Annotated in this window: 23 protein-coding genes and 1 riboswitch; of the genes, 13 read left to right on the top strand and 10 right to left on the bottom strand. The window is 69.0% G+C overall.

Annotation, left to right across the window (positions count from 1 at the left end; all coding sequences use genetic code 11):
* Positions 1-9: 9 nt before the first annotated feature.
* Positions 10-444, bottom strand: a complete 435-nt coding sequence (locus DAA40_RS06940) for a hypothetical protein (protein WP_158716287.1) — start codon at positions 442-444, stop codon at positions 10-12.
* Positions 445-664: 220 nt separating this feature from the next.
* On the opposite strand from DAA40_RS06940, the gene DAA40_RS06935 reads away from it, so the two are divergent.
* The 4 genes from DAA40_RS06935 (at position 665) to DAA40_RS06920 (ending at position 5,440) form a co-directional block, all read left to right on the top strand.
* Positions 665-1,930: an aspartate kinase gene (locus DAA40_RS06935; protein WP_106848897.1), complete on the top strand. Its 1,266-nt coding sequence runs from the start codon at positions 665-667 to the stop codon at positions 1,928-1,930.
* A gap of 2 nt (positions 1,931-1,932) precedes the next feature.
* Positions 1,933-2,970 (top strand): aspartate-semialdehyde dehydrogenase, encoded by a 1,038-nt coding sequence (locus tag DAA40_RS06930; protein WP_106848896.1) that lies wholly within the window; start codon positions 1,933-1,935, stop codon positions 2,968-2,970.
* Positions 2,971-3,136: 166 nt separating this feature from the next.
* Positions 3,137-3,961 (top strand): undecaprenyl-diphosphate phosphatase, encoded by an 825-nt coding sequence (locus DAA40_RS06925; protein ID WP_106848895.1) that lies wholly within the window; start codon positions 3,137-3,139, stop codon positions 3,959-3,961.
* A 108-nt stretch (positions 3,962-4,069) separates the two neighbouring features.
* Positions 4,070-5,440, top strand: a complete 1,371-nt coding sequence (locus DAA40_RS06920; RefSeq protein WP_106848894.1) for a DUF4921 family protein — start codon at positions 4,070-4,072, stop codon at positions 5,438-5,440.
* A 16-nt stretch (positions 5,441-5,456) separates the two neighbouring features.
* Here the strand turns inward: DAA40_RS06920 and DAA40_RS06915 are convergent, their stop codons facing one another.
* On the bottom strand, positions 5,457-5,750 hold the full coding sequence (locus DAA40_RS06915) for a hypothetical protein (protein WP_106848893.1): 294 nt from the start codon (positions 5,748-5,750) through the stop codon (positions 5,457-5,459).
* 19 nt (positions 5,751-5,769) lie between these two features.
* On the bottom strand, positions 5,770-6,093 hold the full coding sequence (locus DAA40_RS06910; protein WP_106848892.1) for a hypothetical protein: 324 nt from the start codon (positions 6,091-6,093) through the stop codon (positions 5,770-5,772).
* Positions 6,094-6,299: 206 nt separating this feature from the next.
* Here DAA40_RS06910 and DAA40_RS06905 point away from each other — a divergent pair, with 206 nt between their 5' ends.
* The gene (locus DAA40_RS06905) at positions 6,300-7,496 is read left to right on the top strand and encodes a glycoside hydrolase family 3 protein (protein WP_199849556.1); all 1,197 of its coding nucleotides are present in this window, start codon (positions 6,300-6,302) and stop codon (positions 7,494-7,496) included.
* An 18-nt stretch (positions 7,497-7,514) separates the two neighbouring features.
* Here DAA40_RS06905 and DAA40_RS06900 read toward each other — a convergent pair whose 3' ends face one another.
* From DAA40_RS06900 to DAA40_RS06885, 4 genes are read right to left on the bottom strand one after another with little or no spacing between them, the layout of a single operon-like run.
* The gene (locus tag DAA40_RS06900; protein ID WP_106848891.1) at positions 7,515-8,138 is read right to left on the bottom strand and encodes a response regulator transcription factor; all 624 of its coding nucleotides are present in this window, start codon (positions 8,136-8,138) and stop codon (positions 7,515-7,517) included.
* Positions 8,135-9,382, bottom strand: a complete 1,248-nt coding sequence (locus DAA40_RS06895) for a sensor histidine kinase (protein WP_106848890.1) — start codon at positions 9,380-9,382, stop codon at positions 8,135-8,137. The genes DAA40_RS06900 and DAA40_RS06895 overlap by 4 nt, the downstream gene beginning before the upstream one ends.
* A 17-nt stretch (positions 9,383-9,399) precedes the next feature.
* Entirely contained in the window at positions 9,400-10,137 is a 738-nt protein-coding gene (locus DAA40_RS06890; RefSeq protein WP_106848889.1) for an ABC transporter permease, read from the bottom strand.
* On the bottom strand, positions 10,134-11,063 hold the full coding sequence (locus tag DAA40_RS06885) for an ABC transporter ATP-binding protein (RefSeq protein WP_106848888.1): 930 nt from the start codon (positions 11,061-11,063) through the stop codon (positions 10,134-10,136). Before DAA40_RS06885 ends, DAA40_RS06890 begins: the two co-directional genes overlap by 4 nt.
* 199 nt (positions 11,064-11,262) lie before the next feature.
* Here DAA40_RS06885 and DAA40_RS06880 point away from each other — a divergent pair, with 199 nt between their 5' ends.
* Positions 11,263-12,420 (top strand): acyl-CoA dehydrogenase family protein, encoded by a 1,158-nt coding sequence (locus tag DAA40_RS06880; RefSeq protein WP_106848887.1) that lies wholly within the window; start codon positions 11,263-11,265, stop codon positions 12,418-12,420.
* 124 nt (positions 12,421-12,544) lie between these two features.
* On the opposite strand, the gene DAA40_RS06875 is transcribed toward DAA40_RS06880, so the two are convergent.
* On the bottom strand, positions 12,545-13,564 hold the full coding sequence (locus DAA40_RS06875; RefSeq protein ID WP_106848886.1) for a TIGR03617 family F420-dependent LLM class oxidoreductase: 1,020 nt from the start codon (positions 13,562-13,564) through the stop codon (positions 12,545-12,547).
* 163 nt (positions 13,565-13,727) lie between these two features.
* Positions 13,728-13,853: riboswitch (cobalamin riboswitch) on the top strand.
* Positions 13,854-13,977: 124 nt separating this feature from the next.
* On the opposite strand from DAA40_RS06875, the gene DAA40_RS06870 reads away from it, so the two are divergent.
* Genes DAA40_RS06870 through DAA40_RS06850 form a run of 5 tightly spaced genes read left to right on the top strand, consistent with a single transcriptional unit; the run spans position 13,978 to position 19,422 of the window.
* Complete coding sequence (locus DAA40_RS06870) at positions 13,978-15,225, top strand: prenyltransferase/squalene oxidase repeat-containing protein (RefSeq protein ID WP_158716286.1); 1,248 nt, start codon at positions 13,978-13,980, stop codon at positions 15,223-15,225.
* An 11-nt stretch (positions 15,226-15,236) separates the two neighbouring features.
* Positions 15,237-15,845 (top strand): hypothetical protein, encoded by a 609-nt coding sequence (locus DAA40_RS06865; RefSeq protein ID WP_158716285.1) that lies wholly within the window; start codon positions 15,237-15,239, stop codon positions 15,843-15,845.
* Positions 15,832-16,962, top strand: coding sequence for an energy-coupling factor transporter transmembrane component T (locus DAA40_RS06860; RefSeq protein ID WP_199849555.1), 1,131 nt, complete (start codon positions 15,832-15,834; stop codon positions 16,960-16,962). The genes DAA40_RS06865 and DAA40_RS06860 overlap by 14 nt, the downstream gene beginning before the upstream one ends.
* The gene (locus tag DAA40_RS06855; protein ID WP_106848882.1) at positions 16,959-18,596 is read left to right on the top strand and encodes an ABC transporter ATP-binding protein; all 1,638 of its coding nucleotides are present in this window, start codon (positions 16,959-16,961) and stop codon (positions 18,594-18,596) included. Before DAA40_RS06860 ends, DAA40_RS06855 begins: the two co-directional genes overlap by 4 nt.
* Positions 18,589-19,422, top strand: a complete 834-nt coding sequence (locus DAA40_RS06850) for an ECF transporter S component (RefSeq protein WP_106848881.1) — start codon at positions 18,589-18,591, stop codon at positions 19,420-19,422. The genes DAA40_RS06855 and DAA40_RS06850 overlap by 8 nt, the downstream gene beginning before the upstream one ends.
* Before the next feature lie 3 nt (positions 19,423-19,425).
* On the opposite strand, the gene DAA40_RS06845 is transcribed toward DAA40_RS06850, so the two are convergent.
* The gene (locus DAA40_RS06845; RefSeq protein WP_106848880.1) at positions 19,426-21,225 is read right to left on the bottom strand and encodes an HNH endonuclease signature motif containing protein; all 1,800 of its coding nucleotides are present in this window, start codon (positions 21,223-21,225) and stop codon (positions 19,426-19,428) included.
* Between the two features lie 95 nt (positions 21,226-21,320).
* Positions 21,321-22,007, bottom strand: coding sequence for a GntR family transcriptional regulator (locus DAA40_RS06840; protein WP_199849554.1), 687 nt, complete (start codon positions 22,005-22,007; stop codon positions 21,321-21,323).
* A gap of 167 nt (positions 22,008-22,174) precedes the next feature.
* On the opposite strand from DAA40_RS06840, the gene DAA40_RS06835 reads away from it, so the two are divergent.
* On the top strand, positions 22,175-24,334 hold the full coding sequence (locus DAA40_RS06835; RefSeq protein WP_234356258.1) for a DEAD/DEAH box helicase: 2,160 nt from the start codon (positions 22,175-22,177) through the stop codon (positions 24,332-24,334).
* Entirely contained in the window at positions 24,331-25,713 is a 1,383-nt protein-coding gene (locus DAA40_RS06830; RefSeq protein WP_199849553.1) for an MFS transporter, read from the top strand. The genes DAA40_RS06835 and DAA40_RS06830 overlap by 4 nt, the downstream gene beginning before the upstream one ends.
* Position 25,714 lies beyond the last annotated feature (1 nt).

The following is a 25,714-nucleotide window of genomic DNA, read 5'->3' as shown; positions in this document are numbered from 1 at the left end:
AATCGCCGGCTACCGGTGATGCTGGGCGGGATCGCCCGGGGTCGCCCCCGGGCCCGCCGGTGGGAACTGTCCCTGCGGTGGGAACGGGCCTTGGGGCGGGAACTGACCTTGGGACGGGAACTGGCCCCGGGGCTGCTGGCCTTGCGGCGGCTGGGCTGACGGGTACTGACCGTGCGGCGGGTACGGACCGGGCTGCCCCGGCCCGTGGCCAGGCGGCCCGAATGGCGTCTGCTGCCCCTGCAGCTTCTTGTTCTGGGTGAGCCCGTACCCCAACGCCGCCGCCAAGAAGACCACCGCGACGAGCTTGAGCACGAGGCGGACTCCTTCATCGCCACTGTCGCTGAGGTCCATGATGCCGCTGACCAGCATCGCCACCGCGCCGATGCCGAGCAAGATGCGGGTCACGGGGTGCTGGAATCCGGGATTGCTCTTTGGAGCTGCCATGCCGCCACCCTAGTAGCGATCGATCCCGGCGGCGTCCCGGGCGAAACGGGGCGCTGTCTATCTGCTCATAAAGAGGTGAAGGTGAGCCGGCAACGGGCGTAGACTGCCGCTGCGAGTGTGCGTCGACGCGGATGCGCCCTCGGGCAGGTTACGAGCGAACATCGACGGCCCGCTTCTCGACATCGAGCAACGGGCCGTTTCGTGTGTATGGAGGTGTGCGGTGGCGCTGGTCGTGCAGAAGTACGGCGGATCGTCCCTGGAGAACGCCGACCGCATCAAGCGGGTCGCCGAGCGGATCGTCGAGACCCGCAAGGCCGGCAACGACGTCGTCGTCGTCTGCTCCGCGATGGGTGACTCGACCGACGAGCTGATAGACCTCGCCACTCAGGTCGCGCCCATCCCGCCGGCCCGCGAGATGGACATGCTGCTGACTGCCGGCGAGCGGATCTCCAATGCCCTCGTCGCGATGGCGATCAACACCCTCGGCGCCGAGGCTCGTTCCTTCACCGGGTCGCAGGCCGGGGTCATCACGGACGCCGCCCACGGCAAGGCCAAGATCATCGACGTCACCCCAGGGCGGGTCCGGCAGGCGCTGGACGACGGCGCGATCGCCCTGGTGATGGGCTTTCAAGGTGTCTCGCAGGACACCAAGGAGATCACCACCCTCGGCCGCGGCGGCTCCGACACCACCGCTGTCGCGCTCGCGGCGGGGCTCAAGGCCGACGTCTGCGAGATCTACAGCGACGTGGACGGCGTGTACACCGCCGATCCGCGGATCGTCCCGGACGCGTCGATGCGCGAGCAGGTCTGCTACGAGGAGATGCTCGAGATGGCGGCGTCCGGCGCCAAGATCCTGCACCTGCGCGCGGTCGAGTACGCGCGCGCCAACAATATCCCGCTCCGGGTCCGCTCGTCGTACACCACCGAGCCCGGCACCCTCATCACTGGATTCATGGAGGACATCCCGATGGAAGAGGCCATCCTCACCGGCGTCGCGCACGATCGCGGCGAAGCGAAGATCACCATCGTCGGCGTGGAGGACAAGCCGGGCCTGTCCGGGAAGATCTTCCGGGTCATCGCGGACGCCGAGATCAATATCGACATGGTCGTGCAGAACGTCTCGGAGATCGGCACCGGCAAGACCGACATCACCTTCACCCTGCCGAAGTCCGACGGCCAGACCGCCATGGAGGCGCTGACCAAGGCGCAGTCGGACATCGGGTTCGAGCGGGTGCAGTACGACGACCACATCGGCAAGCTGTCGCTGGTCGGCGCGGGCATGCGCTCGCACCCGGGCGTCACCGCCACCTTCTGCGAGGCGATCGCGGAGGCCGGCGTCAACATCGAGCTCATCTCGACCTCCGAGATCCGCATCTCCGCGCTGGTGCGCGACGTCGACCTCGACAAGGCGGTGCGTGCCCTGCACGACGCCTTCGAGCTCGGCAGCGACGCGGTCGCCGAGGTCCACGCAGGAACGGGACGGTAGTCATGGGTCTGAATATCGCAGTCGTAGGAGCCACCGGCCAGGTCGGCGGCGTGATGCGCCGTCTGCTCGCCGAACGCGAGTTCCCTATCGAGAAGGTTCGATTGTTCGCCTCGGCGCGGTCGGCGGGCTCGCCCCTGGACTTCGACGGCCGGCAGATCGAGGTCGAGGACGCCGCCACCGCGGACCTTTCCGGTCTGGACATCGCGCTGTTCTCGGCAGGCGGGTCGACGTCCAAGGCATTGGCGGAGAAGTACGCCGCCGCCGGTGCGACGGTGATCGACAACTCGTCGGCGTGGCGGATGGACCCCGATGTCCCGCTGATCGTCAGCGATGTCAACGGTGATCAGATCGCCAACGCGCCGAAGGGCATCATCGCCAACCCGAACTGCACCACCATGGCCGCGATGCCGGTCATGAAGGCGCTGCACGACGCCGCAGGCCTGAGGAAGATGGTGGTCACCACCTTCCAGGCGGTCAGCGGATCCGGCCTGGCCGGGGTCGAGGAGCTTGCCGAGCAGGTCAAGGCAGTCGGGGATGCGACCGGCCTGACGCACGACGGCCGGGCCGTGCAGTTCCCGGAGCCGAACAAGTACGTCGCGCCGATCGCTTACAACGTGCTGCCGATGGCCGGAAACCTGGTGGACGACGGCTCCGGCGAGACCGACGAGGAGCAGAAGCTGCGTAATGAGTCGCGCAAGATCCTCTCGATACCGGACCTGCTGGTGGCCGGCACCTGTGTGCGGGTCCCCGTGTTCACCGGACACTCGCTGTCGATCAACGCCGAGTTCGACAAGGCGATCACGCCTGACGAGGCGCGCCGGGCGCTCGACGGCAAGTCGGGCGTCGTCCTCGCCGACGTCCCGACGCCACTGATGGCGGCCGGGCAGGACCCGTCGTACGTCGGCCGGATCCGGCAGGACCCGACCGTCGAGGGCAATCGCGGCCTGACGCTGTTCGTCTCCAACGACAACCTGCGCAAGGGCGCCGCGCTGAACGCCGTCCAGATCGCCGAGCTGGTCGCCACTGCAAAGCAGAAATAGCGGGCCCGAAGCACGCGGTTACGGCGCGGCCCCGAGCGCATCGACGTAACACCCGTTGTTGTGGCACTTTCGGGCGTCATTGCCCGAAAGTGCCACACAACAAGCGGTGGGAGGGTGATGCCCGTAGGCTTGTCCGGTCCGTCAGCGCATCGAGATGAGGTAGCACATGGGGTGGTTGGAGGCGATCGTCCTCGGCCTCGTCCAAGGTCTCACCGAGTTCCTGCCGATCTCGTCCAGCGCGCACCAGCTGATCGTCGGTCGGCTGTTCTTCGACGGCATGGACCCAGGGGCGGCATTCACGGCCGTCAGCCAGCTCGGCACCGAGGCCGCGGTGCTGGTGTACTTCGCCAAGGACATCGGGCGGATCATCAAGAAGTGGTGCCTGGCGCTGGTCGGGAAGCACCCGCAGGCCGATCCCGACGTCCGGATGGGCTGGATGGTCATCGTCGGCTCCATCCCGATCGCCGTGCTCGGGCTGCTGTTCCAGGACGCCATCGACTCGACGCTGCGCAATCTGTGGATCACCGTCGCGACCCTCGCCGGGGTCGGCGTCGTCCTCCTCATCGCCGATCGTGCGGCGCGCAACGAGCGCACCCTCGATCGGCTCACCTGGCCGCACGCCATGTGGTTCGGCCTGTGGCAGGCCGCCGCGCTGATCCCAGGGGTCTCCAGATCCGGCGCCACCATCTCCGGCGGCCTGTTCATGGGATACAAGCGCGAGGACGCTACCCGGTACGCCTTCCTGCTGGCTGTGCCGGCCGTGTTCGCCTCGGGGCTGTACAAGCTCAAGGACATCGGTGACGACACCTCCGTCGCCTGGGGCCCGACCATCGTCGCGACCCTCATCTCGTTCGTCGTCGGGTACGCGGTGATCGCCTGGCTGCTGCGCTACATCTCAAGGAACGACTTCACCCCGTTCGTGATCTACCGCATCGGCCTGGCCATCGTGCTGGCGATCCTGCTCACGACTGGCGTGATCACCGCGACCTGATCCGCCCGCAGAGCGCAACGGGCACGGAAGTAGGTTGGGTGATGTCCGATGCAGCCGGTCCGCGCGAGGTCACCGGCTCCGGCGTGACGGGAGGTCACGTTGTTTCCCATGGGTGATGCGGTTACCTACGGAGTACCGGATGCCTACCTGCGCACCATGGCAGACGGCACGATCAAGCAGATCAGCCCGTTCACCGGCACCCAGGTCTGGACCGTTCCCGGGCGTGGCGACCGCCCGCTGGGGATCCCGGTGGTCGACCCGAAGCCGCTGGGCGCCGGGGCGTTCACGGCCACCTGCGCGTTCTGCAGCGACAACTACCTGAGGACGCCGCCGGAGAAGTCCCGCGTCGTCCGCGACGGCGAGCACTGGTACTCCGTTCCCGGTCTACCGATCGAGCGGTTGAACGACCAGATCGCCGAGTTCCGGCGGATTCCGAATCTGTACGAGATTCTGTCGCTGGACTACTGGCAGGCCAACTACGGCTACCAGATCCCCGAGCCGACCCGGGAGCGGATGACCACTTACCTCGCCGACCCGGACGGCCGCGAGCACGTGCTCGCCCTGATCAAGACGAAGATCCCGCCGGCCCGCCGCGAGGGCGTCGGAGACGAGCAGTTGATCGCCGAGCACGCCGACTCGTTCTTCGGCGGCACCCACGACGTCATCGTCGGACGGCGTCACTACGTTGACGGCGCCGCCGACGACAGCGAGCTCGCCTCCTCCGGGACTCTCACCCCGGAGGAGCACAGCCACTACATTCGCTTCTCAATCGAGTCGATGCGTGACCTGTACGCCAAGAACCGCTACGCCCGGTACGTCGCGGTGTTCCAGAACTGGCTCAAGCCGGCCGGTGCGTCCTTCGATCACCTGCACAAGCAGCTCGTGGCGATCGACGAGCGAGGGGTGCAGGCCGAGCTCGAGCTGAGCCGGGCGCGCACGAACCCCAACCTCTACAACGAGGTCGCGGTCAACTTCGCCTCGTACCAGAACCTCGTCGTCGCAGAGAACGAGTACGCGATCGCGCACGCCGGGTTCGGCCACCGGTACCCGACGATGGAGATCTTCTCCAAGAGCGAGCGCAGCGAGCCGTGGAACCACAGCGAGGAGGAGATCCGCGGCATGTCCGACGTCATTCATGCCGTGCACGCGGCGATCGGCCCCGACGTCCCCTGCAACGAGGAGTGGCACCACAAGCCGCCGGACGTCGACGTGCGGATGCCGTGGCGGGTGATGATCAAGCTGCGAGTGTCGACCCTCGCGGGGTTCGAGGGCGGCACCAAGATCTACTTGAACACCATCAGCCCCGTCGGGTTGCGCGACCGGGTGGTGCCGCGACTGTTCGAGCTGCGGGACCAGGGCCGGCTCGCGCCCGGCATCAAGATCGCCGAGGAATGCGCCTGCACCCCCAACTGTCTGCGCTACAACCCCGCCGTACGCCGCGGCCCGGACGACACCCAGGCCTTCCCCTCGCTCGGCTGATTGCGGCCCCGCGCGGCTATCCGCTGAGGGTCTTGACCATCGAGTAGCCGGTCTGCTCGGCGATCGTGGCGATGTTGCTGGTCGCCTGGGCGCGTGCCATCAACTGCTGGGTGTAGACGGCGGTCTTCTGCTGGTAGCTGAACGTGCGCTCCTGCAGGCTGGATCCGGTGAGGGCGTCGAGCGCATCGCTGACGACCCCACCGAGCTTGTTCTGCACACCGTTCCAGATGGCGTCCCACTCGCCTTGGTGGGCCTGGGTGGCGGCGGCGATGTCGGCGATCTGCTCGGTATTGAAGGCGATGACGGACATGGGGCTCCCTCCTCGGTACCTAGATGCCGGCCGCGACCGTCGCGGCCAGCGTGCCGTGCTTCGCGGCTGCGGTCGCCTCGTCGGACCCCGCCTGCGCGACCTGGATCAGCGTGCCCAGGTCGCTGCGGAGCTTGCTCAGCTCCTCGGACAGCGCCTTGCCTCCGCCGCCCAGCTCGCTGAACGCGGCTGCTGTGATCTGCCCCGCGGGGGCGGTGATCGCCGCGCTGGTCGCATCGGACTGGGCGAGGATCTTCGTGGTCACGCCGTTCATCTGCGCGATCGCGTCGTCGACGATCGTGATCGCGGACTGGACCTGGTCGATGTCGATCTTCGGGCCGCTCATGCCGGCTCCTTTCGTTCGTGGTGCGATCACGACACCATCGACCGGACGCTGTGACGAGTGACCGGTTCGCGGCTGTGCACAACCGCGGCGCGATGTGGACGAGCAGTGCGACGGGCTTGACACCCGTCCGATGCCCTCTCGCAAGGTGGGGGCGCATACCGTTGGGATGGCGCGACCGCTTGCCGACCAACGATGGAGGACGACCCGTGAGAACCTGCCGAAGCGCCCTCGCCGCGTGCTGCTTGCTGGCGCTCTCCGCCTGCACCGGCACCACCCCGGGTGACTCCTCCACGACCGGCGGCGCCGACCAGAACGGCACCGGGTCGGCGTCTGCGGCCACCAGCACCTCGTCCCCACCCAGCTGCGCCCAGCAGACGGCCGACGGTCTCACCCCCGAGCAGAAGGGCGCTCAGCTGATCCTGGTGGCCATGAGTTCGAGCACGATCGGGTCCACGAGCACGCAGATCACCGACGGGTACGCCGGCGGGGTCTTTCTGCTGGGCGGGTGGAGCTCCGTCACCACGACGGCAACGGCTACCGAGCACATCCACCTGCTCGCCGACGGAACTACCGGGATCACTCCCTGGGTGACGATCGACCAGGAAGGCGGTGCGGTGCAGCAGCTGAAGGGCCCCGACATACCGGCGATCCCGTCGGCGCTCGATCAGGCCGAGCTCGGTGCGGTCGACCTCCGCGCGCAGGCCACCTTGTGGGGGCAGCAGCTGAAGGGAGCCGGCATCGACATCAACCTCGCCCCCGTGGCGGACGTCGTCCCAACCGAGAAGGGCACGAAGAATGCCCCGATCGGCTACTACGACCGGCAGTACGGCGCTACCCCCCACGAGGTGAGCGGCCCCATGATCGCCTTCATGCAAGGGATGCAGGACGCCGGAATCACTCCTACGGTGAAGCACTTCCCGGGCATCGGGCGGATCGACGGCAACACCGACAAGACCGCGGCGGGCATCGCAGACCATCAGCTGACCGCCGACGATCCCGTCCTGCAGCCCTTTCAGGACGCGATCGACGAGGGTGCCCCTATCGTGATGGTCTCGACCGCCCAGTACCCCAACCTCGACCCGGCGAACCAGGCCGCCTTCTCGCCGCCCATCGTGACCGACCTGCTGCGCGAGAAGATGGGCTTTGACGGCGTCGTGTTCTCCGACGATGTCGGTGCTGCCGTGTCGGTCTCCGGCATTCCGGTCGCCGATCGCGCGACGCGGTTCATCGAGGCCGGCGGCGACGTCGTACTTACGGCGGTTGCTGACCAGGCGCCGACCATGCACGCGGCGATCGTTGCCAAGTACGCGGCGGATACCGAGTTCGCCGACCAGGTCGACGATGCGGTCGACCGCGTACTGGCCCTCAAGGAGGAGCAGGGTCTGCTGGTCTGCGCCGACTGAGCCAGCGACGGCGGCGGATCACAGCATCCCGCGCCGATGAGCCTCGTGGACGGCGGCGGCGCGATCGTTGACGCCGAGCTTCTCGAACAGGTGCATCAGGTGCGTCTTGACCGTCGTCTCGCTGATGAACAGCGCATCGCCGGCCTCGCGGTTCGTCGCTCCGCCGGCGACCAGCCGCAGCACCTCGAGCTCGCGGTCGCTGAGCCGCACCGGTCGTGGCCGGCTGGCGCGCCGCATCAACGCGGCGGCGACCTCGGAGACGATCACCGGCCGGCCGCCATGAGCCTCCCGCACCGCGTGCTTGAGCTCGACGCCGGAGGTGTCCTTGAGCAGATAGCCGTCCGCGCCGGCCTCGATCGCCGGAAGCACGTCGTCATCGCTGTCGAAGGTGGTCAGGACGACGATGCGGACCGGGCAGCCGGACTCCCGTATGCGCCGGATCGCCGCCACGCCGCCCATGCGCGGCATTCGGAGGTCGAGCAGGATCACGTCGGGCTTCGCGGACTGAAGCTGCTCGAGCAGCTCCAGCCCATCACGGGCGACCCCGATGACGTCGAAGCCGTCGTCCCCGGCGAAGACGCCGACGATCCCGTCGCGCACGATCGGATGATCATCGACCACGAGGATCCGGATCGGTGTCATATCGCCTCGCTTCGCAGCCCGCCGGGCAGCACCGCGGTCACCGTCGTACCCCGGTTCGCGGAGGACTCGATCTCCAGCCGGCCACCGGCCCGAGCAACGCGGTCGCGCATCGCTGAGAGCCCGAAACCGCCGTCTGACGAGGGCGGCCGCCGGGGATCGAACCCGCGACCGTCGTCCCGCACGTCGAGGACGAGATCGCTGCCGAGGTAGGTCAGCGTGAGACCGATGCGGGTCGCTCCGGAGTGCCGGACGGCGTTCGCGAGCGCCTCCTGCGCGGTGCGGTAGATGCTCACCTCGACGTCCGGCGCGCTGGGCTCGGGATCGCCCGTGACGGCCAGGTCGATCCGCACACCGCTGCGCCTGCGCCAGTCGTCCACCAGCGCCTGGAGCGCTTCCCCAAGCCGGCCGGCCGACAGCCTCGGCGGCTGGAGGGCACGGACCGATCGGCGGGCGTCGGCCAGGCTCTCACGGGCGAGATCGCGCGCCAGGACCAGATGCCGCGCGAGCGCGTCGCCGTCCGAGTGCTCGGCCGCCTCGAGCTGGGTGACCACCCCGGCCAGGCCCTGCGCGATCGTGTCGTGCAGCTCCCCGGCCATCCGCGTCCGTTCGGCCGCGGTGGCCGCGTTCCGGGCCTGTTCCACCAGCTCGTCGCGAAGCCGCTCGTTCTCTCGCAGCGCGGCGGTGAGCCGTTCGTTGGTCCGCTCGAGCTCACCGATCTGGGCGGCTTGGCGCAGCTCGTCCGCACGGCCCCGATCGACCAAGCGGATCATCGCCAGGCCGATGACCGCGTTGACCACGACCAGGGCGCCCCAGGCCATCCAGGTCGTCCCCGCGAGAGAGCTGGCGCCGCCGATCTGGCACAGCGCCATCGTCGCCGAGGCCGCGACCGTGGCCACCGTCTTCAGCGGAACGGAGCTCAGCAGCGGTATCCGGAGGAAGGTGCACCAGGCGAAGAAGCCGAACCAGGGCTGAATCGCCGCCAGTAGGGCCGCGACCGCGATGAACCCGACGACGTAGATGGCCACCGCGCGCGGCTGCCGACCTGACACGACGGGCATCGAGAACCAGCCCACCTCCCAGGCGAGCGCGAGCGCCGCCAGCCCGAGCAGCAGGCCCGATTCTCGGACGCCCGGAGCGGGGGCCGCGAGCCCCAGCGCGGTGGACACCGCCAACGCGGCCAGCGGGATGGCGACGAAGACCCATCTCGTCGTCATCTCGCGGTAGCTCAACGGCGCCGTCTGCATGGGGCGATTATCCCGTCTCAGCGCCACCGGAACAGCCGCACCGCGAGCGCGGCGAACACCAGCGTGTAGCCCGCGAGGACGGCGAGCACCCACGCGTCCGGCCAGCTGCCCCCGATCGAGTCGGTCATGGCATCGGCTGCGGCGCCGAGCGGCGTGAACCGGCTGATCGTGGCGAGGGAGTCCGGCATGACCGACAGGGGGATCCACAGCCCGGCGAAGAACATCAGGGGGAACCACACCAGGCTCCCGACCAGCCCGGCGACCTTCGAACCGGGCACCACCGCACTGATGAGCGCTCCGATCGCCATCACGCAGGCGCATGCGAGCAGGTAGGAGCCGATGGTCGCGGGAATGTTCGCCGGGAGCGGGACGTCGAACGCGGCGCTGCCGACGGCGTACACCGCGAACGCCATGAGGAACGCGATCGCGGTGTTGATGAGCACCTGGGCGGCGAGCAGCCGCCACGGCCCCACGGGCGTGGTGGCGAGCCGTTTGAGTACGAGCCGCTCGCGGTAGATCCCGATGGCCGACGGCATGACCATGAGCGCGAGAAAGCACATGCTCATCAGGGTGATCGTCGGGACGTATCCCACCAGGAGCGGCTGGTCCGCACCCGGTGGCGTGTCGCGGAACATCGGGATCAGCCCGAAGACCACGAGCAGCAGGAGCGGGAACAGGATGGGCCAGAAGATCGCCGCGGGCTCACGGACGAACAGGCGAGCCTCGTTGCGCACCAGGGCAGGCATCATGCTCATGTGAGGACCTCCTCGTCGTCGTGGGTGACCTGGCCGCCGGTGATCGACAGAAAGGCATCGTCGAGGGTCGACTGGTCGACGCGGACGGCGTGGGCGCGTACCCCCATCGCCGTGAGCTCGCTCATCACCGACTGCAGCGCGCCGTCCTCGCCGAGCACCTCGATCTCGTCACCGGCACGTTGCGCGGAGCGCACGCCGGCGCACCCCCGCAACCGTTCGGGTTCGATCGGCGGCGTGGGACGGAACCGGATCCGATGGGCGGCTCCGGAAGCGGCTGCGAGGTTCTCGGGCGTGTCCAGTGCGGCCAACCGCCCATGGGCGATGATCGCCACGCGGTCGCACAGGTGCTCGGCTTCCTCCATGAAGTGCGTGATCAGCAGGATCGTCACGCCGCGCTCGCGGACCTGGTCGATGAGCCTCCAGGTATCGCGCCGCGCAGCCGGGTCCAACCCGGTCGTCAGCTCGTCCAGAATCGCCACCTTCGGGTTGCCGATGAGTGCGAGTGCGATCGACAGTCGTTGCTTCTGCCCGCCGGACAGCTTGCCGTAGTACCTGTCCCGGAGGGGATCGAGCCCCAGATCGCGCATCAGCGAGCCGGCGTCCGCGGGCTGCTCGTGGAAGCCGGCGAACAGCTCGGTGGCCTCTGCGACCCGGATCTTGTCGGGCAGTCCGGACTCCTGCAGCTGGACGCCGAGGACGCGCGTCAGCGCGGCGTGCTGGGTGTGTGGGTCGATGCCCGCTACCCGGATGCGGCCGGCGTCCGGTCTGGTCAGGCCGGCGATGCACTCCGCCGCTGTCGTCTTCCCTGCGCCGTTGGCGCCGAGGATCCCGAAGATCTCCCCGGCGTCCACCGTCAACGACAGGCCGTCGACGGCGATGGTGCTGCCGTAGCTCTTGCGTAGTTCCTCGATCTCGATGATCGCCATGCGCGGTCGCCTCCCAGGTCGTCCTGTTCAAGGCTCCGCTCGGCGCCATGGCGGGACAACCTCCAGCCGGGCAGAGCTGGCATCCTCCGGATGGAGGATGCCGCCAGGAGTGACGATCCAGATAGTCCGCGCGCATTGACCGGCGTCTGGACACCCTGACAGGATTCTATAGAATTCCTGAGTTATCGAGAGGACCGTCGTGTTTGAACTGAACGCCGAGGAGCAGGCCATCGTCGAGGCTGTCGCCGAGTTCGTGGACAAGCAGGTGAAGCCGAAGGTGCAGGCCATCGAGCACGCCAACGAGTACCCGACGGAGTTCATCGACACGATGAAGGAGATGGGCATCTTCGGACTGGCCATCCCCGAGCCGTACGGCGACGTGAAGGTCTCCACTCCCTGCTATGCCCGCGTCACCGAGGAGCTCGCGCGCGGCTGGATGTCGCTCGCCGGCGCGATGGGTGGGCACACCGTCGTCTCCAAGCTGCTGATCGACTACGGCACCGAGGCGCAGAAGCAGAAGTACCTGCCTCGCATGGCGACCGGCGAGCTGCGCGCCACGATGGCACTCACTGAGCCCGGTGGCGGCAGCGACCTGCAGAACATGCGCACCGTTGCCAAGAAGGAAGGCGACGAGTACGTCATCAACGGATCGAAGACCTGGATCACCAACGCCCGCAAGGCAGGCCTGGTCGCGCTGCTGTGCAAGACCGACCCGAACGCCGAGCCGCGGCACAAGGGCATCTCGATCCTGCTCGTGGAGAAGGTGCCCGGATTCGAGGTCTCCAAGGATCTGCCCAAGCTCGGCTACAAGGGTGTCGAGTCCTGCGAGCTGAGCTTCGACGGCGCGCGGGTGCCCGCTGACGCACTGCTCGGCGGCGAGGAGGGCAAGGGCTTCTCGCAGATGATGCGCGGCCTCGAGATCGGTCGCATCCAGGTCGCGGCGCGCGCCACCGGCGTCGGCCGAGCCGCGTTCGACGATGCACTGCGCTACTCGCAGGAGCGTGAGTCGATGGGCAAGCCGATCTGGAAGCATCAGCAGGTCGGCGCGACCCTGGCCAACATGGCCACCAAGCTGAGTGCCGCCCGGCAGCTGCTCTGGCACGCGGCCCGCAGCTATGAGGAGGGGCGCCGCTCGGATCTCGAGGCCGGGATGGCGAAGCTGTTCTGCTCCGAGACCGCGATGGAGGTCGCTCTGGACGCGATCCGCGTGCACGGCGGCTACGGCTACTCGACCGAGTTCGACGTCGAGCGCTACTTCCGCGACGCACCGCTGATGATCGTTGGGGAAGGCACCAACGAGATCCAGCGCAACGTCATCGTCGGCCAGCTCGTGAAGCGCGGCGGCCTTCCCGACTAGCCGCCACCGGTGTAGGACGGGAGTGGGTATGACGCAGACGGTGCGGTTGGACGCCGACGGGCCGGTGACGCACGTGGTGCTGGACGACCCGGACAACGGCAACGGGACGAGAGCCGAGCCGTAGTCAGCTACGAAGCGCGGCCACCTCCGCGACCACGCGGTCGATGAGATCGGGGGCATCGACGTCCGGAATGTATGGGCTCACCCATGAGCACAGACCGTCGTACTCGTCGATCAGACGGCCCGCGATCTCCCTCGACTCGCCGATGACTGCGAGCGTATGCAGTTGCTCGTCGGTGATCCGGCCCGCCATCTCGTCCCATTCACCGCGGCGGGAAAGAGCGTGCAGCTCATCGTGCAGTGCCCCCCAGCCGTGCATCTCGAGGACGGCGCGGTAGGCCGGCGTCGAGCCGTAGAACGCAAGCTTCTTGCGGATGCTGCGAAGAATCTCCGGAACCCGGTCGTCGTCATCGAGCACGGCCACCATCGGCGCTGCTATCAGCTCCACCTCCGAGGCCCGCCGCCCGGCCCGCTCGGCTCCGGTCCGCACACCCGGGGCGGTGACCTCGCGGATGTACTGCGGGGTGGTGAAGGCGTGGCAGATCAGGCCGTCGGACACCTCGCCAGCCACCTCCGTCATGCGCGGCCCGACGGCGGCGATCCGTACCTTCGGCGGTCCGTACTCGTGGGCCTCGGGAGTGAAGTTGGGGGTCGTGAGCGTGTGACGGTAGAACTCGCCGTCGTAGTCCAGCCTGGTCCCGTCCTGCCAGCAGGACCAGATCGCGCGCAGCGCGAGTAGGTAGTCGCGCATTCGAGCAGCCGGCCGCGACCACGGCATGCTGAACCGCTTCTCGATATGCGGTTTGATCTGCGATCCGAGCCCCAGCGTGAAGCGCCCTTTTGACAGCAGCGCCAAGTCGTACGCCGCCTGCGCAGTCGTCATCGGTGAGCGGGCGAAGGCCACCGCGATCCCTGTGGTAAGGGCGATCCGCTCCGTTTCAACTGCGGCCAGCGCCAGTGGGATGAACGGGTCGTGGAGAGCCTCGACGGTCGCGATGCCGTCGTACCCGGCTTGTTCCGCGCGGGAGGCCTGCTGTCCTGCGGTCTCGATTCTGGCGCGGTCGATCGAGGTCTGGAACTTCATGTGCCGATCCTAGGGTGACCCGCGTGGACTCCGCGGTGCGGCGGGTGTGTGGTTCGCGTTGTATCGCACCCTGTCGATGATTTCTCCGGACACCGTGCCCCCACCATCATGGGTCCGGCATGTCACCGCGCCGTCCCGCCCAGCGCACGCCCACGGTCTGATGGCTGCCGGGTGTAAACTGCCTGGTGCATCGCACTCCTGGGGGAAGCCGGTGAGAACCCGGCACTGACCCGCAGCCGTGAAGCCGCAAGGTGAAGTCGGAATGCCCGGGGGCGCAGTGACTCCATCAACCGTCGAGGAGAGCGGGCGGAGTCCGGACCCCAACCGGACCGCCCTCGCCGAGCACCAGCTTGCCGGGGGCCCTTTCGTGAGTGGCGACTGGAGACGCCACGGGCCCCGCGAAAGGAATGTCCATGGGTATCCGCACTCTCTGCCGCGCAGGCACCGCCGCCGTGACCGGGCTGCTCGCGATGACGCTCCTGGCGCCGTCGTCCGCGTACGCCGACCCTGCGTACGGCGGCGCGACCGATGCCGAGGCGGCGGCGGCTTATCTCGCCGCCCAGCTGGCGGACGGCGACGACCATCTCTCGAGCGAGTTCGAGGGCGACAGCTTCCCCGATCATGGCCTCACCCTGGACGCCGTCCTCGCCCTTGACGCCGCGGGCGTCGCGCAGGACCAGGCCGACGCGTCGACGAAGTGGCTGGCGGCCAACATCGCCGACTACGTCGGTACGGGCGGCGAGACCTACGCGAACGCGGCTGGCAAGGCACTGTTCTTCGCGGCAGCCCGCGGCGAGAACCCCACGTCGTTCGGAGGCCTCGACCTGGTCGCGCTGGTGACCTCCACCGAGGGGGCCCGTGAACCCGGCCGATACTCGGACATCTCGAGCACCGAGGACTACAGCAACAACATCGGCCAGTCCTTCGCGATCCTCGGCCTCTCTCGCGCCGGGGCCGCCGTGAACGAGCCGGCCGTGCAGTACCTGCGCTCGCAGCAATGCGGTGACGGTGGATTCCAGCTGGCCCCGACGGGCGGGGAGTGCCTGTCCGACCCCGACGCCACGGCGATGGCCGTGCAGGCGCTAATCGCGGTCGCGGGAGCGGACGACGATGACGTCACCGAGGGCCTGGACTACCTCGCGGCGACGCAGCGTGAGGACGGCGGGTTCGGCGGCGGCTCCACCACCGAGGGCCCGAATGCGAACAGCACCGGCCTGGCCGCGGCCGCGCTCACCGCGGGCGGGCGCACCGAGGAGGCTGGAGCGGCTCACGATTACCTCGCCGCGCTGCAGCACACCTGCACCTCGGGTGAGACCGACCTGACCGGTGTCGTCTCGTACGACCAGGCGGGTTACGACGCCGCCCAGCAGGACGGTCCGGTCGATCAGGACGCCCGGGCGACGGCGCAGGCGGTGATGGGCCTCGCGGACACCAGCCTGCTGACCGTCACTGCGGGCGGTGACGCGACGACACCGCAGGTCTCGTGCGCGGCCGAGGGGGCCGCGGCGTCCGAGTCCGGCGCGGACACCGAGGACGGCGAGGACGGCGCCGCACAGGAGCCGGGTGGCACCGCCGGATACCTGACCGCGGTCGGCCTGGTCGTGTTCGTGAGCGTCGGCCTGCTCGTCTACACCATTCGCCGTCCCGGCACGCGCTCATGACCGCGGTGCGCATGCCATCGAGGCGTTTCGCAGCCGTCCTCGGGACCGCGGGACTCGTCGCCCTGACGACGGTCGCCGCGACCCCGGGCACGGCGCACGCCGCGGCATGCGCAGCCGGCACCGGGATCACCGTCGTCATCTCGAACGCCGATGGAAGACAGCTACACTGCGCGACGGGCGGGTCGATGAGCGCGCTGGAAGCCACCCAGGCAGTCGTCGAGGTCACCCAGGTGCAGAAGTTCCCCGGCGTAGTGTGCCGCATCGACGGCCAGCCCGACGACCAGAGCTGTGTGCAGATGCCCCAGGCCGACGCCTACTGGTCGCTCTACTACAGCGAGGACGGCGCGGACTGGACCTACTCGACCGTCGGCGCCGCGGAGGTCGAGCTGTCCGCGGGAGATGCGGTCGCGTGGTCGTACACCGGTCACGAGCCTGGCGAGGTCCCTGCCGCCGCGGCGGGGGCGGCGTCCTCCGACGAGTCGCCGTCCTCCAGCAGCGCGGACCCTGAGGATGAGTCGACGAGCGGCGCGCTCGGCGCCACGCTCGGCGGGGCGGCAGTCGCCGGCCTCGGCATCGCGGCGCTCGTCGTGGCCCGCAAGCGCAACAATGACAGCGGTTAGCCTGCTGCCGCGCGCGCTGCACCCGCTCGCCTGGTGGGCGTGGGCGATAGGCATCGCGATCGCGGCGAGCACCACCACGAACCTCTTGCTGCTGGGGATGATGCTCGGCGTCATCGCGCTGGTAGTCACCAGCCGCCGCGGCAGCTCGCCCTGGGCGAAGGCTTGGCGGCTGTACCTCGTGCTCGGCGGGATCATCGTCGTCCTGCGCATCGTGCTGCACGTCCTCGTCGGGCTGAAGTACGGCGAGGTCCGGGTGCTGCCGCTGCCCCGCTTCCAGCTACCGTCGTGGGCTGCGGGCATCGAGCTACTCGGCGACGTCTACCTCGAAGGACTGCTGGGCGCCGCCGTCCAAGGCCTCAGCCTCGCCACGATGATCATCGCGATCGGCGCGGCCAACACGCTCGCCGACCCCAAGCGCATGCTGCGCCAGTTACCCAACGCGCTGCACGAGATCGGCGCCGCTGTGGTCGTCTCGATCACGGTCGCGCCGCAGATGGCCGAGAGCGTCATGCGGGTCAATCGGGCGCGGGCGCTGCGGGGTGACCACGGCAAGGGGATCCGCGCGCTCCCGCGGATCGCGCTGCCGGTGCTGCACGACACGCTCGACCGCTCACTGGCGCTGGCCGGTGCGATGGACTCGCGCGGCTACGGTCGTGGCCCGGCGAGCCCTGCCGGGCGACGGCGCGCAACCGCTGCCCTCACGACGATCGGGCTGCTCGGCGTCTGCGTCGGCGCGTATCAGCTGCTCGACCCGACCGCGGCCGGGCCGTACGGCGTCCCGCTGCTCGTCGCCGGCCTGGTCATCGGGCTGGGTGGGCTGTGGCTCGGCGGCCGCGGCAGCACCCGTACGGCGTACCGCCGCGAGCAGTGGCGCTGGCCCGAGCTGCTGACCGTGGCCTGCGGCGCGTTGGTCGCGGCGGTGATGCTCTTCGGGTCGGACTGGTTCCCCGACGCGCTGGCGATGCCACTCGAACCGCTTGGCCCACCGCTGCTGCCGTGGCCCGCCGCTCTGGCGATCCTCACGGCCGCGCTGCCCGCCTTCCTCACACCTCCCGCACCCGTGCCGGTACGGCGCGTTGCTCGCCCTGCTGCCGACCGTCAGAAGGTGCCGGCGTGAGCTCCGCGGTCAGCTTCGAGGGCGTGAGTGTGCAGTACGCCGACGCGGCGGCTCCCGCGCTCCGCGACGTGAGCTTCGAGATTGACGAGGCGTCCCTCGCGCTGGTCATCGGGCGCACCGGCTCCGGCAAGAGCACGCTGCTCGGCGCGATCAACGGCAGCGTCCCGCACTTCACCGGCGGCACGCTCGGCGGCCGAGTGCTCGTGCACGGCCGCGATACCCGGACCCTTCGGCCGCGCGACCTCGCCGACCTCGTCGGTGTCGTCGGGCAGGACCCGTTGGCCGGGTTCGTCACCGACACGGTCGAGGAGGAGCTCGCCTACGGGATGGAGCAGCTCGGCCTCGCGCCGTCCGTGATGCGCAAGCGGGTGGAGGAGACCCTCGACGTTCTCGGGATCGCCGACCTGCGCGGTGCGTCGCTGCGGCAGCTCTCCGGTGGCCAACAGCAGCGGGTCGCGATCGGATCGGTGCTGACGACCCACCCGCAGGTGATCGTGCTCGACGAGCCGACGTCCGCGCTGGATCCCACCGCTGCCGAGGAGGTGCTGGCGACGATCGCCCGGCTCGTACAGGACCTCGCTGTGACCGTCGTCCTCGCCGAGCACCGCATCGAACGGGTGCTGGCGTACGCCGACCACATCATCCACGTGCGCACCGACCGCACCGCGGTGGACGGTGATCCCGCGGAGATCATGCTGGACGCGCAGGTCGCGCCACCGATCGTCGAGCTGGGCCGCTGGGCTGGATGGCGGCCTTTGCCACTCGCCGTCCGGGACGCTCGTCGCAGAGCCACGGCACTGCGCGCCCAGCTGACGCCCCCGCCGGTGCGAGAGTGCGTGGCAGGTGAGGTGGCCGTGCGAACCGAACGGCTGTCGGTTGCGCACGGACCACTGGTCGCCGTCCGCGAGGCCACGCTCGCGTTGCATGCAGGCGAGATCGTCACGTTGATGGGCCGCAACGGCGCGGGAAAGTCATCCCTCATGTGGGCGATCCAGGGGAGTGGACCGCACGCCGGAGGCAAGGTGAGCGTGTTGGTCGACGGGGCGTGGCGAGATCCCCGCGAGCTCGATGCGGGAGATCGTCGTACGACGATCGGTCTGGTGCCGCAGACGGCGTCCGACCTGCTCTATCGGGAGTCGGTCGGAGCAGAGTGCGGGCAGGCCGACCGCGAGAGCAAGGCCATCCCCGGGACCTGCCGTGGTCTGCTGGACTCGCTCGCGCCGGGCATTCATGACGGCACCCATCCTCGGGACCTGTCCGAAGGTCAGAAGCTCGCGCTGGTGCTCGCGATCCAGCTGACCGCCAGGCCGCGGGTGATGATCCTGGACGAGCCGACGCGGGGACTGGACTACTCGGCGAAGGCTCAGCTGACGGCGATCCTACGCGGCTTGCGAGACGCGGGGCGGTCAGTGCTGCTGTCGACCCACGACGTGGAGTTCGCGGCCGGGGTCTCGGATCGGGTCGTAGTGATGGCGGACGGCGACGTGGTCGCCGACGGATCGCCCCGCGAGATCATGACGGCATCCCCGGCGTACGCGCCGCAGGTGGCCAAGATCCTGGCTCCCGCTCCGTGGCTCACCGTCGACGAGGTCGTGATGGCTGCGGCTGCTCGGGTGGGAGGGCGCGATGAGTAGCGGAGTTGTAGTCCGCGAGCGGACCGTGGTGCGTCCGGGCGTGGTGCGGTTGCGGCCGCGCGCGATGATCGCGATCTCGCTGGCGAGCGTTGCCGGTCTGCTGATGTTCCTCTGGCCGCTGATCGTGGCACCCGAGTCGGACCTGTCGCACAGCGCCGACGCGCCGTTGCTGTTCGCGTTGATCCTGCCGATGATCATGGCGATTGTGTTGGCGGAGATCAGCGAGGGTGGCCTCGACGTCAAGGCCGTCGCGATGCTCGGTGTCCTGTCAGCGATCGGGGCGGCTCTCCGACCGATGGGTGCCGGCACCGGCGGGCTGGAGACGATGTTCTTCCTGCTGATCCTCGGCGGACGAGTGTTCGGGCCTGGGTTCGGATTTGTGCTGGGTGCCACGACCCTGTTCGCCTCGGCGCTGATCACCGGCGGGGTCGGGCCCTGGCTGCCCTTCCAGATGATGGCCTCGGCGTGGGTCGGCATGTTCGCGGGACTGTTGCCGCGAGCCAAGGGGCGGGCCGAGCTCGCGCTGCTCGCGGCGTACGGCGCGATAGCAGCCCTGCTGTACGGGTTCGTCATGAACCTGTCGTTCTGGCCGTTCACTGCGGGGCTGGGCACCGGAATCTCCTACGTGGCCGGTGATCCGGTGCTGGAGAACCTGCATCGATTCTTCACTTTCTCGTTCGCGACCAGCCTCGGATGGGACATCGGGCGCGCGATCACTAACGTCACGTTGATCCTCATCGTCGGACCGATGGTGCTCAGCGCATTGCGACGTGCCGCACGCAAGGCATCGTTCGACGCCGTACCCCGGTTCCTCGACGCCCGATAGCAGTTATCCGGCGGACGCCGGGGCGGTACCGAGGTACGCATCGATGAGGCGTGCGGCGTCTGCGTAGAAGGCGTCGCGGTGTTCGGTGGGGATGTGGGTGGCGATGAGCTGGATGAGCTCGTTGATGTCCTCGCTGGGATCGAGCAGGTCCCCGAGTAGTCCGAGGTGGTCTGCGGGGTCGCCGGGATCTCTGCTTCCGCCGCGGCCTCGTTCTCGTTCTCGTTGGGCGCGGTCGCGTTGGGCTTGTCGGACGGTCTCGGCGAGGTGGGTGATCTCGTTTTGGCAGGGGATCGTGATCCGGGCGTTGATCTGGGGTTTCTGGTCGGGGTCGAGCCACCGAGGTGGGGTCCAGACGGGGATGCCGTTGATGATGTCGACGGCCCAGCCGCGCTTGTCGAATTCGCGGTGGTGGTACCCGCAGACGAGGGTGAGGTTGTCCAGGTCGGTGTGGCCGCCTGACCACCACGCGATCACGTGGTGCCGTTGGCACCAGTCGGGTGGGGCTTGGCAGCCGGGGAAGCTGCACCCGCCGTCCCGAGCGATGAGCGCGTGGGTCTGGGCGGGGGATGCGGTGCGGCGGTCGCGGCCGTAGGCCACGATCCCGTGGACGGCGCTGATCCACACCGGGACCAGGGTCGCCTCCCGCGCCAGGCGCAGGATCTCGGTGATGGTCAGCTGGTCACCGCCGGCGACCCGCCCCACGGCCTGCTGCGCGGTCGTGCGGCCAGAGTTATCGTCGCGTAGCCGCGCGATGGCTTCGATGAGCCGGTCGAGATCGATGGTGATGTGCACCGTCGCCGCGGTCCCACCGGACGCCGGCGCGCCGGCGAGCTCCAGCAGCCGCTGGCAGGCATCCTGCAGCCCGTCATGGGTGCGCTGCGCCGCCGACCGGTCATCCGCACCGTCCGCGTCAGCGGGGCGGGGTGCGGCGAACGGCCCGATCGCGGCATCGAACAGCGCCTTACCCTCGCGGGTCAGGGACCCGGAGATCTTGTGCGTGCCATCGCGGCCCTCGGGCCCGATCACCACCCCACGCCGCGCGGCGGCGACCTCCTCACTGGGCAGGGTCCCGTCGGGGTTGGTGACCTCCTCGACCTTCTCCGCCGCGACCTCCAGCTCCTTATGCGTCAACCCGGCGGCGTGGTGCACCAGCAGCCGCTCGGCCAACTCGAGGTTGTGCGAGTCCACCTCGGGGTTCTGCACCACTCGCGCCATGGCCTTGCAGATCACATCCACCTGAGCGCTCGACACCCCCGCACCGTCACGGACCGCGTCCGCGAGCAGCGGCAGCCGCGGTGGGGTGGCGCCGCTGCTGAAGGCGTTCTGCGGCAACAACTGCTCGGCGCGTCTCGCGCGCGCGTTCGCCTCACCACTGGAGATATGCAGCACCTGACACAGCGCCAGAGGGATCGAGGAGGCGCACACGTGATCCTGCAACCGATCCTCCCTCGCCGCCTCGATCACGTAGGAGTCGACTATGACCAGCCGCGTGCGGTGCGCCTCCAACCGCTGCGCCATCGTGATCAACCGGTCCGGGCCCAGCGCGCCCAGCTCGCCCTCTTCCCCGATCCTCAGCAACAGCTCATACCCACGCTGCAGCAGATCGAACGCCTCATCCAGATCGCGGTCCAGCTCCCGGGCGGAATCACTCGCTAACCACAACCGCTCCGCATCAGCCGGCGAGGCGGCAGCAGCGATCGCCCAGTCCGGCTCCGCCACGCCCGCGGACTCAGGAGCAGGAGCAGGAGTGAAGACCGCTGGTTGCTCGCTTGCCTCGCTGCGGTCCGTTCGCTGCTCGTCCATGGTCGTCACCTCCCCAACGGCTAATCACATCGTACAAATGTTCGAGACGTTGGTCAAGTGGAATTCTGAGGAAATGTTGAACGGGTCGGGTGGGTCTACTTCAGGCCGATCTCGCGGCGAAGATGGGCGACCAGCTGATCGCCGGTGTTGCGGATATGCCGGCTCATCGCCGCGCGAGCAGCCTCGGGGTCGTGGGCGTGCAGAGCCTTCAGGATGGGCATGTGGTCGTGCACCGACGCCTGCGCCCAGCCGTCGATCGAGCCGTAGGACGACAACGGCACGTGCTGCACCGTCGACCGCAGCAGGTTGGCCAACCGGACCGAGCGGGCCGTGTTGTTGATCCTGCGATGGAATTGGTGGTTTAGCCGCACTACCTCGTCGGCATCGCCGCGTTCCTCGGCACTCACCAGCTCGCGCTGGAACTCGTCCAGGGCCTCGATATCCGCGTCAGTGAGATTGGCGACGGCGCGGGCGGCGAGTTCACCGGCGGCGTACGCCTGGACGTCGAACAGATCATGGATGTCCTGAGCGGTCACCGGCACGACGCGGAAGCCGCGCCGCGGCTCCCACTTGACCGAACCCTCCGAGGACAGCGCCATCAACGCCTCGCGTACGGGCGTCTGGCTCACGCCGAGCTCGGCGGCGAGCCGTTCGGTGCGCACGAACTCCAGGGGGGTCAGGTCACCCAGCATGATCGCCTCGCGGACGCGAGCGGCGACGCGCTCACTGAGCTGGGTGCCGCGGCCGGCTTGATCACTGAGCGGGCGCAGCGGCTTGGACAAGCTTCTCTCCTCTGGTGACGCAGGCCCTTGGAGCCTATCGCCCGCCGGAAGCAGACCCTACCGACAATGTAGGGAACCGCCTGAGACGCCATCCACACCATGCCCTTCGATCCACAGCCTCTCGCGGGATGCCGGTGATGTCGGCGAGCCGCAGTAACGTGGCGATCGTGACCGAGCCCCAGCTGACAGCCCTCGACGTCGACCTGACCACTGATCAGGCCGAGCTCGCCGCTGACGTGCTGCGCAAGATGGCCGGGCCGGACGCCGAGCTGCGCGCCGACCAGCAGACGGCCGTCGCCGCGCTGTGCCGGCCCCCGGCCAGGGTGCTGGTCGTGCAGGCCACCGGGTGGGGAAAGTCCGCTGTCTACTGGATCGCCACCGCGATCGGCCGAGAGGCCGGCCGCGGGCTCACCTTGGTGATCTCGCCTTTGCTGTCGCTCATGCGAGACCAGGTGGAGGCAGCCGAGCGCGCCGGACTGCGTGCTCGCACCCTGAATTCCTCGAACTTCGAGGACTGGTCGGCCATTGAGGAGGAGATCGCCGCTGACCAGGTGGACGTACTGCTGGTCTCGCCCGAGCGGCTGGCCAATCCGGCATTCGGCCGCAGGGTGCTCGATCAGTTGGCGGGGCTCATCGGCATGCTCGTCATCGACGAGGCACATGCGATCTCCGACTGGGGCCACGACTTTCGTCCCGACTACCGCCGTATCTCCGACGTGCTCACCCAACTCAACCCGGACGCCGCTGTGCTGGCCACGACCGCGACTGCAAACGCTCGTGTCACCGAAGATGTCGCGCGACAGCTCGGTGACGCGCTGGTGCTGCGGGGGCCATTGGCGCGCTCCAGCCTCCAGCTCGTGGTGCTCGACCAGATGCGGCCCATCGACCGGTTCGCCTGGGTGTGCGAGCGACTGCCCAGCCTGCCGGGTTCCGGCATCGTCTACACCCTGACGGTCGCTCAGGCGGAAGAGTTGACCGAGGCGATCAAGACGGTGCACGGTGTCGACTACCCGGTCGCGGCGTACACCGGGCGTCTTGATGCGGGGGAGCGGCAGCGTCTGGAGAATGCCCTTCGGTCCAATGAGATCAAGGCGCTGATCGCCACATCCGCCCTCGGCATGGGCTTCGACAAGCCCGATCTCGGCTTTGTCGTGCACGTCGGGTCGCCGCCGTCGCCGGTGTCCTATTACCAGCAGGTCGGTCGAGCCGGCCGCGGCATCGACCGTGCCGTCGTCGTCCTGCTTCCGAGCGAGGCAGACCGCCACGTCTGGGAGTACTTCGCCACGGCCACCATCCCAGTGCCCGCACAGGTCGAGAGTGTCCTGAACGTCATGCGGGACGAGGCCGAACCGTTGAGCGTGCCGAAGCTCGAGGCTCAGTCCGGCGTACGACGTACCAGGGTCGAGCTGATCCTCAAGCAACTCGCGGTCGACGAGGTGACCGACCGGACGCCCGACGGATGGGTCGTCACGGGTAAGGAATGGACCTACGACAAAGCGCACTACGACTCGGTCATCGCGACCCGCGAGCGCGAGGCACAGATCATGCGCGACTATGCGGCCGGGCGACGGTGTCTCATGCAGCTGCTGCAGGAGAGCCTGGACGATCCCAGCGCGCAGCCGTGCGGACGGTGCTCGGTATGCGATCCGGCGGCCACCGCCGTGTTGCAGACTGAGGTCGACGCCGCACTCGCGCAGCGGGTCGAGCACGCCCTTCGCGGACAGGTACACGGGCTGGAGCCGCGCAAGATGTGGCCGGGGGCGCCGTCCCAGCGCAAGGGGCGGATCTCGGCGACGGTCGCCGCCGACTGGGGGAGGGTCCTGGTCGACTACGACGCGCCGCAATGGACCTCGCTGGTGCGTTCTTCGCTCAGCGCGGACGGCCCCGTGACCGATGAGCTGAAGGATGCTGTCGTGCGGGTGCTCGCTGCGTGGAGCCGGGGAGATCGCAGCTATCCCGCGTGGTCGCGACGCCCGGACGTCGTCGTGGCGCTGCCTGCGGGTGGCCTGAGCATGGTGACCGAGACGCTGGCTGACCACATCGCCGAGGTGGGTCGGATGCGGCGAGCCCGATTTGAGCCCGAGGCGTTGCAGCTCGGCTCACGCAAGGTCCGCAGCGAGGATCTGCCGAGCGGCGGACAGGCCGCCACCTGGGAGGCCAGTCTCGAGCTCGACCCGTCGGCCGAGGCCATCGTGGAGGGGGCGTCCGTCCTGCTGATCGTCGACCGCGACAGCATGGGCTGGGCGGCGACCGTCGCCGCTGCAGTCCTTCGCGAGGCCGGTGCCGAGGTAGTGCTGCCACTGCTGCTGCACCGGACCACCGGATGACCAACCCGCCACCCCGTCGACCCGGGTTCGGGGACGACCGCGGCGCGCTGACCTCCCCGTCGGTCGTGTGGTACCACCGCCTCGTCACCGCGGACGCCGACGGTGAGTCCGCGGTGGGCGGCGCCGAGCAGGTGGCGCGCAACGGGCTGCGCCAGATCGCGGCGAACGCCCTGCAGAGCGCTGGGGACCAGGTGGTCAACGCCAAGACGGTGCTGCCGTGGATCCTGGGCGGTCTGGGCGCTCCCGCTGCGTTCGTGGCACTGCTGGTCCCGATCCGGGAGTCCGGCTCGATGCTGCCGCAGGCCGCGGTGATGCCGTGGGTGGTCTCGCAACCGCGCCGTTCGCGGGTGTGGATCATCGGTGCGCTGGTCCAGGCGGTCTCGGTACTGGCCATCGCGGCGACGGCCGCGCTTCTGGAGCAGATTGCCGCAGGCGTCGCGATCATCGTCGCGCTCGGCGTCTTCGCCCTCGGGCGGGCGCTGTGCTCGATGGCGTCCAAGGACGTCCTGGGCCGCACCCTCCCCAAGGGTCAACGCGGTCAGATCTCCGGGCTCTCGACCGTCGTGTCCGGAGTGGCCGCAGTGGCGATCGGGTTGGCTCTCCGCGCCTACGGCGACGACCTTTCGCCGGAGATCCTGGCGATCTTCCTCGTCGGAGCGTCGCTCACGTGGATCCTCGGCGCGGCCGTCTACCGAACGATCCAGGAGCCTCCGCCGACCTCCGACAGCTCGGGCGGCGCCGGCTGGTGGCGCGAGATGATCCAGTTGTTGAGCCACGACGCACCGTTCCGACGCTTCGTGACGGTGCGGGCACTGCTGCTGGTGTCTGCCCTCGCGCCGCCGTTCTTCGTCACCCTCGCGGCCGACTACGGCAGCACCACGATCAGCGGCCTGGGCGGGTTCGTGATCGCCTCGGCGCTGGGGTCCATCGCGGGAGGCTGGATCAGTGGACGTCTCGCGGACCGTTCCAGTCGCCGCCTGATGATGGTGGGAGCCGCTGCGGCCTCGCTCCTCGTCATCGCCGTCGTTGTCGTCGTCCTGCTCACCGGCGACCCCCGGAGCAGCCGGTCCGCGGCGGGGCCGACTGGCGAACCACGGATCGGATGGGTCTTCACTCTCGCGTTCTTCCTCGTCAGCCTGGTGCACGTCGCCGTGCGGGTCGCTCGCAAGACCTACGTCGTGGACATGGCCGAAGGGGACCAGCGAACGCGTTACGTTGCGGTCGCCAACACTGCGATGGGCATCATCCTGCTGGTGACCGGTGGCATCAGCGCCGTGCTCGCCGGATTCGGCGAGATCCCCGCGCTGGTCTTCCTCGCGGCACTGGGGTTGCTCGGAGCGATGCTTGCCGCGCGCATGCCGGACGTCTCCAAACGCTGAC

The sequence above is a fragment of the Blastococcus sp. Marseille-P5729 genome, assembly GCF_900292035.1.
Lineage (GTDB): Bacteria > Actinomycetota > Actinomycetes > Mycobacteriales > Antricoccaceae > Cumulibacter.
This window is presented reverse-complemented; position numbering and strand designations above follow the sequence as displayed.